Annotated in this window: 12 protein-coding genes; 4 read left to right on the top strand and 8 right to left on the bottom strand. The window is 65.3% G+C overall.

Annotation, left to right across the window (positions count from 1 at the left end):
• Nucleotides 1–120: 120 nt before the first annotated feature.
• From NX782_RS20315 to NX782_RS20305, 3 genes are all read right to left on the bottom strand, one after another.
• Nucleotides 121–534, bottom strand: coding sequence for a hypothetical protein (locus NX782_RS20315; RefSeq protein ID WP_258847305.1), 414 nt, complete (start codon nt 532–534; stop codon nt 121–123).
• Nucleotides 535–765: 231 nt separating this feature from the next.
• Complete coding sequence (locus NX782_RS20310) at nt 766–1746, bottom strand: NAD(P)H-hydrate dehydratase (RefSeq protein ID WP_258847304.1); 981 nt, start codon at nt 1744–1746, stop codon at nt 766–768.
• A gap of 13 nt (nt 1747–1759) precedes the next feature.
• Nucleotides 1760–2524 (bottom strand): histidine phosphatase family protein, encoded by a 765-nt coding sequence (locus NX782_RS20305; protein ID WP_258847303.1) that lies wholly within the window; start codon nt 2522–2524, stop codon nt 1760–1762.
• A 196-nt stretch (nt 2525–2720) separates the two neighbouring features.
• On the opposite strand from NX782_RS20305, the gene NX782_RS20300 reads away from it, so the two are divergent.
• Nucleotides 2721–3872 (top strand): HAF repeat-containing protein, encoded by a 1152-nt coding sequence (locus NX782_RS20300; protein WP_258847302.1) that lies wholly within the window; start codon nt 2721–2723, stop codon nt 3870–3872.
• Here the strand turns inward: NX782_RS20300 and NX782_RS20295 are convergent.
• Nucleotides 3841–5241 (bottom strand): L-cystine transporter, encoded by a 1401-nt coding sequence (locus tag NX782_RS20295; RefSeq protein ID WP_258847301.1) that lies wholly within the window; start codon nt 5239–5241, stop codon nt 3841–3843. The two genes, NX782_RS20300 and NX782_RS20295, sit on opposite strands and share 32 nt — an antisense overlap.
• Nucleotides 5242–5409: 168 nt before the next feature.
• Between NX782_RS20295 and NX782_RS20290 the strand changes: the two genes are divergently transcribed.
• Both NX782_RS20290 and pbpC read left to right on the top strand, forming a co-directional pair.
• A complete protein-coding gene (locus NX782_RS20290; RefSeq protein WP_502572702.1) occupies nt 5410–11166 on the top strand; it encodes an alpha-2-macroglobulin family protein in 5757 nt (1918 codons plus the stop codon).
• Nucleotides 11163–13355 carry a penicillin-binding protein 1C gene (pbpC, locus tag NX782_RS20285; protein WP_258847299.1) on the top strand — a complete coding sequence of 731 codons (2193 nt, stop codon included), beginning with the start codon at nt 11163–11165 and terminating at the stop codon, nt 13353–13355. Before NX782_RS20290 ends, pbpC begins: the two co-directional genes overlap by 4 nt.
• Here the strand turns inward: pbpC and NX782_RS20280 are convergent.
• Nucleotides 13262–14275 (bottom strand): 5'-nucleotidase, encoded by a 1014-nt coding sequence (locus NX782_RS20280; RefSeq protein WP_258847298.1) that lies wholly within the window; start codon nt 14273–14275, stop codon nt 13262–13264. The two genes, pbpC and NX782_RS20280, sit on opposite strands and share 94 nt — an antisense overlap.
• A 220-nt stretch (nt 14276–14495) precedes the next feature.
• On the opposite strand from NX782_RS20280, the gene NX782_RS20275 reads away from it, so the two are divergent.
• The gene (locus NX782_RS20275; protein ID WP_258847297.1) at nt 14496–15050 is read left to right on the top strand and encodes a transglycosylase SLT domain-containing protein; all 555 of its coding nucleotides are present in this window, start codon (nt 14496–14498) and stop codon (nt 15048–15050) included.
• A 268-nt stretch (nt 15051–15318) separates the two neighbouring features.
• Here the strand turns inward: NX782_RS20275 and NX782_RS20270 are convergent, their stop codons facing one another.
• The 3 genes from NX782_RS20270 to NX782_RS20260 all read right to left on the bottom strand — a co-directional run.
• Nucleotides 15319–15597, bottom strand: coding sequence for a PAAR domain-containing protein (locus NX782_RS20270; protein WP_258847296.1), 279 nt, complete (start codon nt 15595–15597; stop codon nt 15319–15321).
• Between the two features lie 93 nt (nt 15598–15690).
• Complete coding sequence (locus NX782_RS20265; protein ID WP_258847295.1) at nt 15691–16779, bottom strand: T6SS immunity protein Tli4 family protein; 1089 nt, start codon at nt 16777–16779, stop codon at nt 15691–15693.
• Between the two features lie 94 nt (nt 16780–16873).
• A partial coding sequence (locus NX782_RS20260) for an esterase/lipase family protein (protein WP_370661818.1) occupies nt 16874–18088 on the bottom strand: 1215 nt, incomplete at its 5' end.

The raw sequence follows: 18088 nt of genomic DNA, 5'->3' as shown, positions 1-18088 counted from the left end.
ATCAGTGCATGCCGAAACGAAATCCGACGCATAGCTGACCATGCCAGCCAGGAAGGGCTGGCAGAGCCGGTGCAAAGGACCTCGTGCAGGCCCTTTGCCGATGCGTCATGACAGCGCCGCTTATTGGCCGCTGCCCGAACCGCCCGAACCGCTGGTGCCGGTAGTGCCCGATGAACCCGAGGTGCCGGTGCCGGTGGTGGCCGGCGGGGTGGTGGTGGTGCCAGTACCGGTAGTGCCGGTGCCGGTGGTGCCAGTGCCCATCGAGCCAGTGCCGGTGGTGCCGGTGCCGGTTGCGCCGGTACCGGTATCGCCAGTCGTGCCGGTTGCGCCGGTGGTGCCAGCTGCGCCAGTGCCGGTGTCACCCGCTGCGCCGGTGCTGCCGGTGCCGCTGGTGCCCGAGGTGCTGCTCGGCGCGGTGGCCGACGTGTCGCCGGTGCCGGTCGTGCTGGTGGTGTCGTTTTTCTTGCAAGCCGCCAGGCTTGCCATCAGGGCTGCGGCAAACAGAATCTTCGATGCGTTGTTAAGAGCTTTCATTTGTTTTACTCCTCGTTCACGTCTACTTTTTTTGCCGCCGTCTCCAGGTGAGGCGCTGGAGGGTCGACGACGCCAGGTTAGTTCCAACAAACCTTTCAGCCTGTTAAGAACCATCAGGGAACCGACGCAAGACGCGGCCCCGTTGTGGTGTACGAATTCGACTCTGGTAGACCTGACATGGTTCTTCCCAGTTCGCCAAATTGCACACCTCTTGATTTAAGAGCTGAACCATCAGCGTTCAACCCTCAGTCCACCGGCGAAACTGCCGGATGGTTTGGTCGCCGCGTCGGCGTTGTCGCCGGCGGCCTGTTCGAGCAGCGCGGGAACTTCGTCCGCCAGTTCCCGTGCCAGATAACCGAGTCTGCCCATGCGCGCCGCGAGCCGCTCGCCGGCTTGCGCATGCAGTACCACGCCCCAGCCAGCGGCCTGGGCCAGCGTTGCGCCGCGCGCCGCCAGTCCGGCGATGATGCCGGCCAGCACGTCGCCCGAGCCGGAAGTGGCCAGCCCGACATTGCCGCCTTCGTGCTGCCAGCGCTCGCCTTCGGGGCTGACGATCACGGTGCGCGCGCCCTTCAGCGCCACCACCGCGTTCCAGCGCTGCGCCGCCTCGATGGCGATGCGGTCGGCGCCGTCCGGGATGTTTTCTTTCGCGATGCCGGTCAGGTGCGCCATCTCGCCCGCGTGCGGCGTCACCAGTACTGGAACGCCGAAGCGGAAGGGTGGGTTGACGCCGGCTGGCGGATGCAAGATCGCGCCCATCGCATTGGCGTCGAGAATGACGCTGGTTTCGGTGCCATGCAGGCGCGGCAGCAGCGCATGCACCAGGCAGGCGGTCGCTTCCTCGTCTTGCATGCCGGGACCGATCAGCACGGCATTGATGCGGTCGGCCAGCGGATCGAGGGCAGCCACCGCTTCGGTCGTGAAGCCGCCGGTCTCGTTCTCGTCCAGGCCCAGCACGCGCGATTCGGGAATCGCCAGCGCGACCAGTTGGGCCACGCTCCTGCCGGTGGCGACCGTCAGCTTGCCGGCGCCGGCGCGCAGGGCGGCAACGGCGGCCAGAATGACGGCGCCTGGCATCTCGCGCGAGCCGCCGAGGATCAGCACGTGGCCGCGTTCTTCCTTGTCGGCGTCGTTGGACGGGATGGTCAGCGGCCAGCTGCGCAGCAGGGTGGCGTCGAGGTCGCGCGGACGGGCATGTGTTTGCAGCGTCATGGTCGGGCGCACCTCAGGCCTTGGCCGCCGCCGGCACATCCTTGCCGGTGGTAACGGGGGTGCCGCTTGCTTCGAGCGGCGCGATGAAATTGATCAGGCGCGGGGCAAGCTTGCCGCGCTTGCCCAGCGTGGGGTCGAAGGCATACGAGGTGACCGAGCAGTTCGGCACGTCGCCCTGGCGGTCCTGCTCGAGGATCGTGGCTTCGTCCATGCGTTCGATCAGGTAGCGGAAGCAGTTGACGATCACCTGGTGGCCGACGATCAGCACGCGCTCGCGGCAGTATTCGCGGGTCAGCGTGTCCAGCACGCTGCGCAGGCGCAGGATGACGTCGCACCAGCTCTCGCCGCCGGGCGGGCGGAAGTAGAACTTGCCGACGTGGCGGCGCTGTTCGTACAGGTCGGGAAACTGCTCGGCGATGCCGCGCACGGTCAGGCGGTCGAGGATGCCGAATTCCTTTTCGCGCAGGCGTTCGTCGGCATGCACGGCGAGGAGTTCGTCGCGGTCCAGGCGTTGCATCAGCAGCTCGGCGGTCTGGGCCGCGCGCACATAGGGCGAATGCAGCACGACGTTCGGCTGGTTTTGCGCAGGCAGGGCCGCGAACCAGGCACCCAGCGCTTCCGACTGGCGCATGCCCAGCTCGGACAGCGGCACGTCGACATCGCGTTCGGCGATATCCACGCGCAGTCCGGCGGCGGCTTCGGCAGCGTCGCGCGCGACATTGCCCGCACTTTGCCCGTGCCTGACCAGCCAGATTTCCTGAGGCCACTTTTGATCCATCACCAGCCTGTTTGTGATTTTGACATGACATGATCATAGACGGATTCGTCGGGACCTCCGCGCACGATTCCGGCCGAAAACGTGGCAGAGATTCAGGAAGGATTTTTGGCTCATCCGCGCGATCGCTGAGGACGCTCATGCCGGACGGGTCGGGCGCGTTCTATGCTCGCGGCATCTTTACACCCCGGAGGCCATCATGCGTCGTACCCGATATCTGCAATCCCTGCTTGCCGCCGCGGCCCTGGCCGCACCCCTGCTGGCCGCGGCCGATCCGCGCTACGCCGTCACCGCGCTCGCCGGCGCCGGCAGCATGGCGCGCGACATCAACAACCTGGGCCAGGTGGTCGGCATGACCTACAGCGGCGACGTGTACCGCGCCTTCGTCCATGGCGACGGCGGCCTGACCGACATCGGCACCCTCGGCGGCGCCGGCAGCTGGGCCAACGCCATCAACGATCTCGGGCAGATCGTCGGCAATGCCCAAACCGCCGACGGGGGAAGCTACGGCTTCCTCTACAGCGGCGGCACGATGAGCGCGCTCACCGGCGGCAGATACATGCAGGCCAACGGCATCAACAACGGCGGCACCATCGTCGGCGCGATGTACGTGACGACCCCTGAAGACAGCTATTACCATGCCTTCACCTGGACCAACGGCAGCGTGACCGATCTCGGCACCTTGTCCTATGGCGACGGCAGCCGGGCCTACGCGATCAACAACCAGGGCGACGTGGTCGGCGCCGCGGCCAACGTGTTCCACGGCGAGCCCAACCGTCCCGAAGATCCCTTCATCTACCGCGACGGCGTGATGACCGGCCTCGGCAACCTGGGCGGACCGTGGAGTGCCGCGCTGTCGGTCAACGACCTGGGGCAGGTGGTCGGTTACCTCGGCGTCGATTCGATACCCGGTAACCCGGGCGAACTGTATCCGACCTCGGCTTTCCTGTATGTCGACGGCAAGATGGAAGTGATCGGCGACCTGGCGCCGAATCGGGTCAGCCTGGCCAAGGATATCAACAACCTCGGCCAGGTGGTCGGCAGCGTCGGCCTGAACGGCGACTATCACGCTTTCCTGTTCGAGGACGGCGCGATGACCGACCTGAACACCCTGATCGATCCGGCCTCGGGCTGGACCATCACGGACGCGGCCGCGATCAACGACCTGCAGCAGATCGCCGCCCAGGCTTGCCGGGGAGGGGTGTGCCAGGCGGTGCGCCTGGATCTGGTGTCGGCCGTCCCCGAGCCGCCGGTGTTCGCCCTGTTGGCGGCCGGCCTGGCCCTGGGACTGGCGCGCGGCGAATGGAGGATCCGCGGCTTCAGGCGACCTGTTCGTCGCCGTCGAGGTTGAGCGGCGCGTCGCTGTTGAAGATGCGCATGTCGCTCTGGCCGAGCATGCGGCTGGTAAAGGTGCCCGCCGTGATGGAACCGCTCACGTTGAGGGCGGTGCGGCCCATGTCGATCAGTGGCTCGATCGAGATCAGCAGGCCGGCCAGCGCCACCGGCAGGTTCATCGCCGACAGCACGATCAGGGCGGCGAAGGTGGCGCCGCCGCCAACCCCGGCCACGCCCACCGAACCGAGGGTGACGATGCCGATCAGCGGCAAGAGGAAAGCGCTGGTGAACGGATCGATGCCGACGGTCGGGGCGATCATCACCGCCAGCATGGCCGGGTAGATGCCGGCGCAGCCGTTCTGGCCCATCATCGAGCCGAAGGAGGCCGCGAAGTTGGCGATGCCTTCCGGCGTGCCCAGGCGCGCGGTCTGGGTCTGCACGCTCATCGGGATGCTGCCGGCCGAGGTGCGTGAGGTGAAGGCGAAGGCCAGCACCGGGAAGATCTTCTTCACGTAGCGCACCGGGTTCAGGCCGATGCCGGAAATGATCAGGAGGTGCACGCAGAACATCAGGATCAGCGCGCTGTACGAGGCCGTCACGAAGCCGATCAGCTTGAGGATGTCCTGCAGGCTGGAGCTGGCCAGCACCTGGGTGATCAGGGCGAACACACCCAGCGGTGTCAGGCGCAGCACCAGGGTCACCATGCGCATCACGATCACGTGGGCCACGTGCACGAACTTGCTGAAGGATTCGAACACGTCCGGATGCTTGCCGGCGATGCCGGTGGCCGAGATCCCGATGAAGATCGAGAACAGCACCACCGAGATGGTCGAGGTCTTGCGTGCGCCCGTCATGTCGAGGAAGGGGTTTTCCGGGATGAAGGACAGGATGGTGTTCGGCAGCGAGAGCTGCTGGGCGGCGGCCAGCTTGCCTTCGAGGTAGGTGCCACGCGCCACTTCGGCCGCGCTCGAGGTCAGGCCGACGGCCGTCAAGCCGTACAGCTTGGCCATCAGGATGCCGATGGCGGCGGCGATCGCGGTGGTGACCATCAGGGCGCCGATCGTCAGCGCGCTGATCTTGCCCAGCGAGGACGCGTCGCGCAGCTTCAGGATGGCCTGGATGATCGAGACCATGATCAGCGGGATGACGATCATCTGCAGCAGCTTGACGTAGCCGCTGCCGATCACGTCGAGCCAGGCATTGGTCTGGGCGATGACGGGGGAGCCCAGTCCATAAACCGCCTGCAGGCCGGCACCCAGCAGCACGCCGAGTCCAAGGCCGGTGAAGACGCGCTTGGTAAAGGAAACATGGCGCTGCTGGAACACGAACAGCAGGGCGCAGACGGCGAGGGCGATGGCCAGGTTCAGGATCAGGGGGAGGCTCATATACACATAAGAAATATAACGGATGCATTTTATAACCATTCATGCATACCGTGCATGGGCGCCCAAAATGTTGTTGACACTAATAGTCATTCTTGCAACACTCAGCCGGCTTCGGACAGGAGGAATGCGATGCGTGGCGCGAGGGTACTATTGAAGGTGCTGAGGGTGATGGTGCTGGTCCCGGTCCTGGGCTGGTGTGGCGGCGCAGCCGCGCAAACTGCGCAGATGCCGCAGACGGCGCCCGCCGCTATCGAATCGTTCACGCCGGAGGGCGTGGTCGGGCAGGTGCGCCAGGCAACGGCGCGCTTCTCCAACGCCATGGTGCCCTTCGGCGACCTGCGTGCGCCGGCACCGATCGAAGTCGACTGCCCGGTGCCCGGCACCGGACGCTGGGTCGACGAACGCACCTGGGTCTACGATTTCGAGCGCGACCTGCCGGGCGCCGCACGCTGCCGTTTCATGCTGCGCGCCGACGCGCATGACCTGAACGGGCGCCCGCTGGCCGGCCGGCACGAATTCTTCATGAACACCGGCGGGCCTGCCGTGCTGCAGACCGCGCCCTTCGACGGCAGCACTGGGATCGACGAGCGCCAGCCCTTCCTGCTGGCGCTGTCGGCGCCGGCCACGCCGCAATCCGTCGCTGCGCATGCGTGGTGCCAGGCCGAGGGCATCGCCGAGAAGATCGGCGTGCGCATCCTGAGCGGCGAGGTGCGCGAGCAGGCGCTGCTCGCCAACCGCTGGATGGTGCAGCGGGCGCTGCACAACGAAGACAGCGAGGCGGCCGCGCAGCCCTATACGCCCGCACGCCTGAAAGCCGACGACAAGGCCGGCAAGCTTGACCGCTTCCTGGTGCTGCAATGCCAGCGCACGCTGCCGGCCGATACGAAGGTGGCGCTGGCCTGGGGCGCCGGCATCGCCGCCGCCAATGGCGTCGCGACCACCACCGACCAGTTGCTGGCTTTCCGGACCCGGCCCGATTTCAGCGCCCGGCTGCGCTGCGAGCGGGTCAGTGCGCGCAGCCAGTGCATTCCCTTCCTGCCGATGCAGGTCAGCTTCAGCGCCCCGATCGCAGTGGCGGACGCACGCGCGATCTACCTGCAAGAAGCGGGCGGCAAGCGCCATCCGGCGCTGTTGGGCAAGGACGAGGCGGGCGCCGGCACGGTCGATTCGGTGAGCCTGCCGGGGCCTTTCCCGGCGCAGGCCAGCCTGACGCTGCACCTGCCGGAGGGCCTGAAGGACGACGCCGGCCGCCCGCTGCTGAACCGTGCGCGCTTCCCGCTGCCGGTGCGCACCGGCGAGGCGCCGCCGCTGGTGAAATTTGCCGCGGGCTTCGGCATCCTCGAAGCGAAGGGCGACCGCATGCTGCCGGTCACGGTGCGCAATGTCGAGCCGAAGCTGGCGCTGACGCTGCGCAGCAGTGGCGCGGCGCTGCGCCTGAAGGCCGGACGCGAGCAGGACATCCTTGCCTGGATGCGCAGGCTGGCCGGCCCCTACGGCGGGCGGACGCCGGAACAACCGTCCGGCAAGCAGCTCGAGTCCTCGGTGTTCGCCGGCGCCGCCGCCAAAGGCGAGACGCTGCAGCGCTTCACCCTGCCCAAGCCGGGCGGGCGCCGCGCCTTCGAGGTGATCGGCATCCCGCTGCGCGAGCCCGGCTTCTATGTGGTGGAGATCGAAAGCCCGCGCCTGGGCGCCGCGCTGAATCCGAAGGGCCGCACCGCCTGGGTAAGGAGCAGCGCGCTGGTCACCAACATGGCGGCGCACGTCAAACTGGGCGCGCAATCCTCGCTGGTGTGGGTGACCTCGCTCGACAAGGGCATGCCGGTGGCGAACGCCCAGGTGGAGGTGCGCGATTGCGCCGCGCGCCTGCTGTGGAGCGGGACCAGCGACGCGCAGGGCATCGCGCGCATCCGCAAGGAGCTGCCGGCAGCGCGCTGCAAGGAACAGGACGGCTATTTCATCAGCGCGCGCAGCGGCGACGATTTCACCTTCACGCTCTCGGAGTGGCACGACGGCATCGAGAACTGGCGCTTCAACCTGCCGACCGGCGGGCGTTTCGACGACAGCCGCATCGCCGCCACCGTGTTCGACCGCAGCCTGCTGCGCGCCGGCGAGACGGTGCACATGAAGCACTTCCTGCGCCGTCATACGGCGAGCGGCTTCGCTTTCGTGCGGGCCAAGGACAAGCCGCCGGCCGCCAGCCAGGACTGGCGCGCCCAGGAGCTCGGCGACGACAAGCGCCCCCTGCCGGCCAAGGCCTGGATCGTCCATGAAGGAACGGGCGAGAAGACCGAGCTCGCGCTGGCCTGGGATGAGAACGGTGCCGCCCAGGGCGAGTGGAAGATCCCGCAGGACGCCAAGCTGGGCGTTTACGACGTGCTGGTCGGCGGGATGGTGTCGGGGTCGTTCCGCGTCGAGCAATTCCGCGTGCCGACCATGAAGGCGGTGCTGAAGGCGCCGGCCGAGGCGCAGGTCGCCCCATCCGCGGTGCGCTTCGATGCCCAGGTCGGCTATCTGTCCGGCGGCCCGGCCGCGCAGGCGCCGGTCAAGCTGCGCAGCGTGGTGCAGGACACAGGCATCCAGTTCCCGGACTACGAGGAATTCAGCCTGGGCCTGGGCGACGTCAAGGAAGGCGTGGTGGCGCAGGGCAGTTCCGGCGAGGATGAGGAAGAGGCCGCACCCGAGGGCGAAACGGGCGAAACGGGCGAGGAGGGCGGCAGCCAGCTGGAAGCGGCGCGCACCCAGTCGCTGAGCCTCGATCGCGCCGGCGGCGCCCGCATCGCGGTCGACCACCTGCCGGCGATCGACAAGCCGAAAAGCCTGCTGGCCGAGCTGTCGTACCAGGATGCGAACGGCGAGACCTCGACGGTGGCCGCGCGCGTGGCGCTGTGGCCGTCCGCCTACGTGGTGGGCCTGAAACCGGACGGCTGGCTGCTGACCAGGGACGCGGTCAAGTTCCAGGCGGTGGTGCTCGACACCGCAGGTAAGCCGGTGGCCGGGGTGCCGGTCAGCGTCGACTTCTTCACGCGCCAGACCACCTCGCACCGGCGTCGCCTGGTCGGTGGCTTCTATTCGTATGAGCACAGCAGCGAGATCCGGCGCCTGGGCGAAGCCTGCAGCGGCGTCACCGATGCGCGCGGCCTGCTGCTGTGCGCGACGCGCGCGCCGGCCGGGGGCGATCTGATCCTGCGCGCCCGTGCCAGCGACCCGCAGGGACGCGTGACGGCCACCCAGCGCGAAGTCTGGATCGCCGGCAGCGAAGAGCAGTGGTTTGCGGCCGGCGACCATGACCGCATCGACCTGCTGCCGGCCAGGAAGCGCTACGAAGCCGGCGAGACCGCGACGCTGCAGGTGCGCAGTCCCTTTCGCAACGCCACGGTATTGGTGACGGTCGAGCGCGAGGGCATCCTCGACAGCTATGTGCGGCGTTTGTCGGGCCGCGAGCAGGTGGTGCGCATTCCGGTCAAGGCGAGCTATGCGCCGAATGTGTTCGTGTCCACGCTGGTCGTGCGTGGACGCGTGGCCGGCGTGCAGCCGACTGCGCTGGTCGACCTGGGCAAGCCGGCCTATAAACTCGGGATCGCGGCGCTGAAGGTCGGCTGGGCCCCGCACGAACTGAAGGTACAGGTGACGCCGGAACGCGCCGTGTACAAGATCCGCGAGCAGGCCGGCGTGAAGGTGAAGGTCACGGCGCCGGACGGCCGCGAACTGCCGGCGGGGACCGAGGTGGCGCTGGCCGCGGTCGACGCCGGTCTGCTGGAATTGATGCCGAACACCAGCTGGAACCTGCTGGAGACCATGATGCGCGAGCGGAACCTGCAGGTCGAGACCGCGACCGCGCAGATGCAGGTGATCGGCAAGCGCCACTTCGGCCGCAAGGCCTTCCCGCATGGCGGCGGCGGCGGGCGCAGCGCGACCCGCGAACTGTTCGAGACCCTGCTGCTGTGGAAAGGGAAGGTGGTGCTCGACGCCGACGGCGAAGCGCGCGTGCAGGTGCCGCTCAACGACACGCTGGGCAGCTTCAGGATCGTCGCCGTGGCCAGCGGCGGCGCCGGCCTGTTCGGCACCGGCAGCGCCGACATCCGCACCACCCAGGACCTGATGCTGCTGTCCGGCCTGCCGAACAGCGTGCGCGAAGGCGATACCTTCCGCGCCGGCTTCACGGTACGCAACGCCTCGCAGCGCGAACTGGCGGTGCGCCTCGCCGCGAGCATGGCCGCGGACGGCGGCAAGGGGCAGTCGTTGGCGCCGCTGAGCGCCACGCTGGCGCCGGGGGAGGCGCGCGAGATCGGCTGGACCGTGCAGGTGCCCGCCGGGGCCCAGACCCTGCAGTGGGAAGTCGAGGGCAATGCCGGCGAAGGCGCGCAGGACCGCATGCGCATCAAGCAGCAGGTCGGCGTCGCGGTGCCGGTGCGTACCTTCCAGGCGACCCTGATCCAGCTCGACGGCGAGAAGACCCTGCCGGTGCAGCGCCCGGCGGATGCATTGCCGGGACGCGGCGGCATCCAGACCCTGCTGACCGCGCGCCTGGGCGGCGAACTGCCCGGCGTGCGCGACTACATGCGCGCTTATCCCTATACGTGCTTCGAGCAGCGCACCTCGCGTTCGGTGGCGCTGCGCGACCAGGCGATGTGGGACGCCACCGTGGCGACCCTGCCGGCCCACCTCGATCCGAATGGCCTGGTCAAGTACTTCGCGCCCATGGAGCGGGGCAGCGACATCCTGACGGCTTATGTGTTGTCGGTAACGGCGGAGGCGGGCTATGCGATCCCGGACGAGCTGAAGGAACGCATGGAGGCCGGCTTGAGCGCCTTCGTCGAAGGCAGGCTGGCGCAGCCGTACCTGATCGCCAGCGGCGAGCTTACGGTGCGCAAGCTGTCGGCGCTCGAGGCGCTGTCGAGGAGCGGCAAGGTGACGCCGGCCATGCTGGAAGCGATCACGGTCCAGCCCAATCTGTGGCCGACCTCCGCTGTCCTCGACTGGTACCAGATTCTCACCCGCAGCACCGGCTTGCCGCAGCGCGACCAGCAACTTGCGCAGGCCCGCCAGGTGCTGCGCGCGCGTATGCACCTGCAGGGCACGATCCTGGGCTTTTCGACCGAGCGCAGCGACGACTGGTGGTGGCTGATGGCATCAAGCGATGCCAACGCCAACCGCCTGCTGCTGGCCGCGATCGGCGATCCGTTCTGGCAGGCCGACATCGGCCGCCTGGCGCGCGGCGCATTGGGCCGCCAGCAGCGCGGCCACTGGGGCACGACCACCGCCAACGCCTGGGGCGTGGTGGCAATGGACGCCTTCTCGCGCAAGTACGAGGCCGAGCCGGTAAGCGGCAAGGCGCAGCTGACACTGGGTGCGGCGTCGTGGACAGGTACCGTTCCCTCGACCGTGCTGCAGGCCTGGCCGGAGGGGCAGGCCAGCTTGACCCTGCGCCAGCTCGGCACCGGCAAGCCCTGGGCCACGGTGCGCAGCCTGGCCGCCATTCCGCTCAAGGCGCCGCTGTCCTCGGGCTACCGCATGGTGCGCACGGTCACGCCGGTCGAGCAGAAAACCCGGGGCCAGTGGTCGCGTGGCGACGTCTACCGCGTGCGCCTGGACATCGACGCCCAGGCCGACATGACCTGGGTCGTGGTCGACGATCCGGTCCCGGCCGGCGCCAGCATCCTCGGTACGGGACTGGGTCGCGACAGCCAGATCGCCTCCTCGGGCGAGCGCGCGCGCGGTTGGGTCTATCCGGCTTTCCAGGAACGCACGCAAAGCGCCTTCCGCTCCTACTACGAATTCGTCCCCAAGGGCCGCTTCAGCGTCGAGTACACGGTGCGCCTGAATAACGAAGGACGCTTCAGCATGCCGTTGACGCGCATCGAGGCGATGTACAACCCCGAGATGTTCGGCGAGCTGCCGAATGCCGCCTTGACGGTGGGACCGTGAAGCGCCTGCTGCTCGTCCTCGCTTTGGGACTCGGCGTGCAGGCGCAGGCCGCGGTGCCGACGCCGGCCCAGGTAAAGGCGGCCTGGCAGCCGTCCGAGGCGCAGCTGCTCGACCGTCATGGGGTGCCGGTGGAGAGCGTGCGCATCGACATGACAGCGCGACGCCAGCCCTGGGTCGCGCTTGCCGACATCTCGCCGGCGCTGGGCCGCGCAGTGATGCAGGCCGAAGACCAGCGCTTCATGGAGCACGGCGGCATCGACCTGAAGGCGGTCGGCCAGGCGGCCTGGGACAACCTGTTTCGCGTGCACGGCAGCCAGGCGCGCCTGCGCGGCGCCTCGACCATCACCATGCAGCTGGCCGGCCTGCTCGACCCGGCGCTGGCTGCGCGCGCCGCCGGCCGCAACTGGCGCCAGAAGTGGGACCAGGCGCTGGCCGCGCGCGAGCTGGAAGCCGGCTGGAGCAAGCAGCAGATCCTCGAAGCCTACCTCAATCTGGCGAGCTTTCGCGGCGAGCTGCAGGGCATCGGCGCGGCGGCGCGCGGCCTGTTCGGCAAGGCGCCGTCCGGCCTGGACACCGGCGAATCGGCGATCCTCGCCAGCCTGCTGCGCGCGCCGGGCGCGTCCACGCGCGAGCTCGCACGGCGCGCCTGTGCGCTGGCCGCCGAGCTGAAAGCCGCGTCCTCCTGTGCGACGATCGAATGGCAGGCCGAGGTGGCGCTGGGCCGCCAGGGCGCCGCCTTCAAGCGGCCGCCGGCCCAGGTGGCGCGCCTGCTGATGGACGGCGCCGCGCCTCAGCGCGTACTGCGCAGCACCCTCGACGCCGACCTGCAGCGCTTCGCCGCCACGACCCTGCGCCGCCACCTGGCCGAACTCGCCGAGCGCAACGTCGGCGACGGTGCCGTGCTGGTGCTGGACAACGACAGCGGCGAGATCCTCGCTTACGTTGCGAATACCGGTACCGGCGAGGTCGACGGCGTGGCCGCGCTGCGCCAGGCCGGCTCGACGCTGAAACCCTTCCTGTACGAGCTGGCGATCGAGCGCGGCATCCTGCACGCCGCCTCGCTGCTGGACGACACCCCGGTCGACATCCCGACCGTCGGCGGCCTGTACGTGCCGCAGAATTACGACCGTCGCTACCACGAGGTCGCGAGCGTGCGCACCAGCCTGGCCGGTTCGCTGAACATCCCGGCGGTGCGGACCCTGATGCTGACGGGCGTCGAGCGCTTCCACGAACGGCTGCGCGAGGTCGGGCTATCGAGCCTGACCGAAGCGGCGGACTTCTACGGCTATTCGCTGGCGCTCGGCTCGGCCGACGTCAGCCTGCTGGAACTGACCAACGCCTACCGCACGCTGGCCAACGGCGGCATGCAGGGCAGCGTGACCCTGCGCGCGCGCGGGCCTGACAAGCGCCACCGCGTGCTCGACCAGAAGGCCGTCTTCATCGTCGGCGACATCCTGTCCGACCGCGGCGCGCGCAGCGTGACCTTCGGCCTGCGCAACGAACTGGCGACCAGCTTCTGGAGCGCGGTGAAGACCGGCACCAGCAAGGACATGCGCGACAACTGGTGTGTCGGCTACTCGGACCGCTACACGGTCGGGGTCTGGGTCGGCAACTTCGATGGGCGTCCGATGTGGGACGTGTCCGGCGTCTCGGGGGCGGCGCCGGTGTGGCGCGACGTGATGGACTACCTGCACCGCGCCAGCCCGGGCCGCGCGCCGGCCGTCCCCGCGGGCCTGGTGCGGCAGAACGTCGCCTTCACGCCGGCCGTCGAGCCGCCACGCAGCGAATGGTTCGTGCGCGGCACCGAGACCGCGGCCGTAACCCTGCTGGCCCCAGGCCAGCGGCAGCCGAAGATCGTGTACCCGGCCGATTCCAGCCTGATCGCGCTCGATCCGGACATCCCGGAAAAACTGCAGCGGGTGCGTTTTACAGCGCAGGGCGAGCGCGGCCTGGCCTGGGTACTGGACGGCGAGAAGCTGGACCAGGCCAGGCTGGCGGAAGGCTGGGCGCCGGTGCCGGGCAAGCATGAAGTCAAGCTGGTGGGGGAGGACGGGCGCGCGGTGGCGAGCGCCCGTTTCGAGGTGCGCGGTGGCGCTCAGGTGGTTTCGACTTTCTCGATTAGCAGCGGCGGCTCGTCGGCCAGGTCGACGCCTGCCAGCGGCGAGTACAGCGGCGAATCCGAGCGGTAGGGTACGCGGCCGGAGGGCACGTGCTTGGCGGCTGGATCGAGGTGCAGGTCCTGGTCGTCGAAGAAGATGTGGGCACGGAAGGCTTTCACCACCTTCGACTTCGGCACGCCGCCCAGGAAGAAGATCTCGTTCACGTAGACGCCCCAGTGGCGCAGGGTATTGATGACCCGCATCTCGGCCGGCGCACTGCGCGCGGTGACGATGGCGATGCGCACCGGTGAGGCATCCGCGCCGAAGGGCAGGCTTTGCTGCAGCTTGGCCAGCTTGCGCAGGAGGATGGCGTAGGGGCCATCGTTCATCGGCTCGTTCTGCTTTTCGTCTTCGACCGTGTGGAAGCGGCCGAGGCCCTCGGTCTTGTAGACCAGCTCACTCGAATCGTCGAACAGCACGGCATCGCCGTCGAAGGCGATGCGCACCTGATCCTCGAGCGGCGCCTCGCCCGCATGCGGCGGCGGCTTGAGCACGGCGGCGGCGCAGGCCTGGGCATCGATGATGCGCTGGGCATCCTCGACGTTGGTGGTCAGGAACAGGTCGACCGCGAAGGCATCCAGGTAGTCGACCACCGACTGCCCGCCGGTGAAGGCGTGGCGCGAGATCGGTAGCCCGCGCGAACGGATGTTGTTGAACACGCGCACCCCGGTTTCGGGACTGTTGCGCGACATGACCACGACTTCGACCAGCGGCTTCGATTCCGATGGCGCAAAGCGGTTCAGACCGAGCAGGGCGCGTACCAGCGGCATGCCGGTGCCGTCGCGCAGCGGCTCGTTCTCGCGTTCCAGCATGTAGGCGCGGTATTCGTCGAGCGCGCTTTGCGGGTTTTTCGCGTATTTGGCTTTATAGACGGCATCCGCTTCGGCCAGGTCGAACAGGGCAGTGGCGGAGATACCGACGACGAGGGTGTCTGAAAGATCGAGGGGCATGGCGGCTGAGTGGTTGAGTGCTGCAGTGGTGAAATCGTACCCGACAATAAGAATATTCCTTTAAGAAACGAACGGAGGGGAATTGCCGGGTCCGTTGAGGTCGAGCAACTTTTTCTGTGCACATGATTTCTACCCATCCTGCATGGATTTTGAGCGTACTCAAGCATGACGGATGGGGCTGGCGGGACCATGGATCTGCGCGCTTGGCAAGGAGGCAGACATGGACAGGCAGCTTGAACGGGGTTCGTCGCCGGGGCAGGGCAAGGCCATATCACCGGAAGCGCAGCTGGCGCGCCTGCGTGCGATCAGGAAGCTGGTCGAGGAAAACAACCAGTCCTGTCTCAGCACCGAGATGATCGTCTGCCAGATCTACATTGAATCGCGCTTCGACAAAACGGCGCAGGCCGAGGGCAGCAGCGCGCGCGGCCTGATGCAGCTGCTGAAGGTCGCAAACCGCGAACTCTTCCGGCTCGACAATTTGCGCCAGCCGTTGCACGCACGTCGGCCCGAGGCGGCGCTTTACCAGGAGGCGGATGCCTTTCACGACAGCCCCGCATTCATCGATGAGGCGACCAATATCCGCACCGGCACGCGCTACCTGCAGGCCTTGATCGACAAGGCCAGGCGCGAGGGCAGCGCCGATCCGATCGCCGAGGCTTACAAGGATTATCGCGGGGTGCGGAATGGGGTCTATTACCGGAAGATCTGTGCGGCGGCGGAGAGGCTGAAGGGGGATCCGGATGGGGTTGAGGTCTTGCGTACGATGATTGGATAGGCGCACCAAAAACAAAAAAGGCGTTACGAAAAATTCGCAACGCCTTCAATGCTTACAACTAAATTCTGGTAGGCCGTGCTGGGCTCGAACCTGCGACCAACGGATTAAAAGTCGCCGGGTCGGCACGGACAACCTTTATTAATCAATGACTTGCAACGCTTGCCAGATGCGATAACCAGCCACACCAAAGGGGAGGGATGGTAACTTATCAGGAGTCACGTCACAAGTACGTCACATGGTGAGCTCGCGGCACAGTGATCGAGCCCGGTCAGCCCACGCTGGCCCGGTGCGAGCCGATCAGCTTGCATCCACATTCCGTGACACAGCCTTCCACGGCTACCGCTATACCTCCCACGGTCACGCTGGAGTGGCCGGTAATGATCTTGTTGACTCCGTGCGGTTTACCACCCGGGTAATGCTGAGGGCAATCCACCTGGTCGCCAAGCCGCGCGATGGGCTTTCCGTCTACGTCGTGCTGTGGCGAGCCGCTGATCACTTTGCCGCCATGATCGGTAGAATCGCCCACAACGATGATTCTCATTGACATGTTTCGCACCCTCTCCGCAGCAGTTTCATTATTTCGACCACGCTGCTGGCTTAATTCCAGTAGTTGCTAAAACCGATAGTATGCCTTTGCCTATCAATCCCGAAAACGGAGGCTAGAAAGAAGTTTATCCCAGAGAGCAACGGCTTCGTCATCCGTCAGCGAACCTTTTACTGCGTATTTTGTGTTCGCAGCCACACCGGTATCGAGATTGATGTCGACAGCCGCGGGATGACGCAAATCACCAGTTTTTCCGATAGCCTCCCACATGAACTCGTGGATCATCACGCCATCTTTTCCGTTATGCCGCAACAAGACCTCTTCGCCATTCCAGCCATTAACGATATGCTTGCCCATGCGCAAACGTGTTAGTCCGGTATCAAACGGAAAAACAACGCCTTGGTCCCGCATGGCAGCCTCGTGACGCGCGATGATGCCCACGCCATTGGGGCCATCGGTGCTGGCATCTTTATTTGACATCACGGAAAAACTTACATCAGGCAGGCTTGGGAAATGAACGCCAGCCGAGAATATCTCCTGGAATTTCCCGGTCGTTTCTGCAATGAAGCCCAAGTCGATGCAAGCGCCCGGGCCTTTCGGTACTTCCGTGTTATCACGGGCGCGCAGGTTGCGCGCAATGTCAGCCGATTGTCTTATGATTTGATCGGCGCTCTCTTCATCTCCGGATCCCCAGCCGAACTCGAAAACATGGGTGCCTGCGGGGACGAAACTCATGATCCCCTCAGCGCCGACCGATTTCAGATAAGGACTACCGAAGTAACGCAGTAACAAGCTGTTTGGAACCGGGCCGGCTGAGAGGGATGTAAATTCTGCGTTCTCTCGCTTTATAAGAGTTGCTTTGCGAAATGCCTCTACCAGATCTTTCTCCTTTCCCGCCGCATTCTCATGCGTAACTATTTCTGCTGGCATTTCTTGATTGCCCAGGATGAGCTGCGCTTCTTCAGGAACGTCGAGCACATACCGGCCAAAACAGACAGCTTTTGTTTTTGCAAACAATTTTTTCAGTCGGGGAGACATTTCGGTTTGAGTTGGCACGCCAGTGTCCTCGTAAGAATAGGCCTGATGATGAAGAAAGAGGAAAAGGCCTGCAGTGGCAATGACACCAGCTAAGGCCGTGAATATGAGTCGTTTTTTTGATTCTGGTTTTGAAATGGGGTTATTCATTGTTAATAGATGTGAAAACTATTTAGGCAGCAATGTCCTGATTCTGTTTGAATTGGCAAATCAGGTGTTGACAACAGAGTACGTCATATTCGTATCAGGTCTTCCACCCCTCGGCGGTATTGGCAATCTTTATCATCGCATATAGCATGGAGACACTGACCGCATCCGCCTTGTAGCTCCCTTGATGGTCATACCCGGTCTGGACAAAGTGCACAGCCGCTTTTACTTTCGCTGCCGAATAATCGGAAGGAACAGTACCATCTCCCGCGTCCTGCGGCGGCAGGAGTTTCAATTTAAATCTGCGCTGGTCTTTCAAGGAAACAATCAGATCGCCTGTCCCGTCCTCGCTTACCAGTCTCCACAACAGTGGCGACTCTTTTGCAGCTGCAATTGCCGTATTGACGTGAATGTCTGCATGGGATAAAGGCTCGATTTTGTAAATCACGCTGCCATGTGTCGGGTTTTTTGCATCGGCTGCGTAGCTGGCGTACGTATGGGCGTGGAACGTATTTTTGATTTTGGCGTGAAATGCCTGGGCGTCGGCGATCCTTTCATTAACTAACTTCGTTGCCGATGAACCCTTGAATTTCTTCTTCGCCGGGTTTGTCCACTTCGGATTAATCAAGCGCCACCAGTTTTCAGGTTCCTGGGTGTAAATATCGCCCAGCGGTGCTCCGCTCATATCCACCGCGTTGGTTGCGTCGGAGGGTGCTGCCGATACGTCTGCGGTTGCTGGCCATTGCGCCAAGGTTTTGCCATTGCGGTCTTGGACTTTTAACCAGTTATGGCCATACTCTGGCGTTGGTAGAAGTTCAAGAGGACCGGGGGCATTGGCAAATACCGCTGTGACGTCCTGCCCCGTATTTCCGATGATGGCCGGAGCAGGCAAATGGCCGTCTACTCCGCTACGGACGCGTTTGTATGCTGCTGCAGAACCGTAAACCGGTTGTACGCTGTGATAGATGCCTAGAACGCAATCATTCAAGCCGCCCATCTCAGGATGAATTAGAGCGCGCGCCAGAATGCCGCCCATTGAATGGGTAACCAGAATCACTTTGTCACACTTGTGACCATGTGCTTGATATGATTTGATGAGATCTCTGATACGGGCGGCCGTCTTCTTGGCGGACACAGCGTTGCTTTGGAGCCAGTTATATCCCATTGCATGGACTGGATATAGACAGTTGGCCACGCGCATAACTTCTTTCTCTTCAAGCATGGCCGCGTTAGGCGCTCCCCATCGTTTTGGCGACACGTCTGTTACTCCTATAGGCGGACCGCCGGTAACGTTCAGATTTGACATCCAGAA

The sequence above is a fragment of the Massilia norwichensis genome (assembly GCF_024753245.1).
Lineage (GTDB): Bacteria > Pseudomonadota > Gammaproteobacteria > Burkholderiales > Burkholderiaceae_D > Telluria > Telluria norwichensis.
Note: the sequence above shows the minus strand (reverse complement) of the source record. Positions and strands in the feature narration are given on the sequence as shown.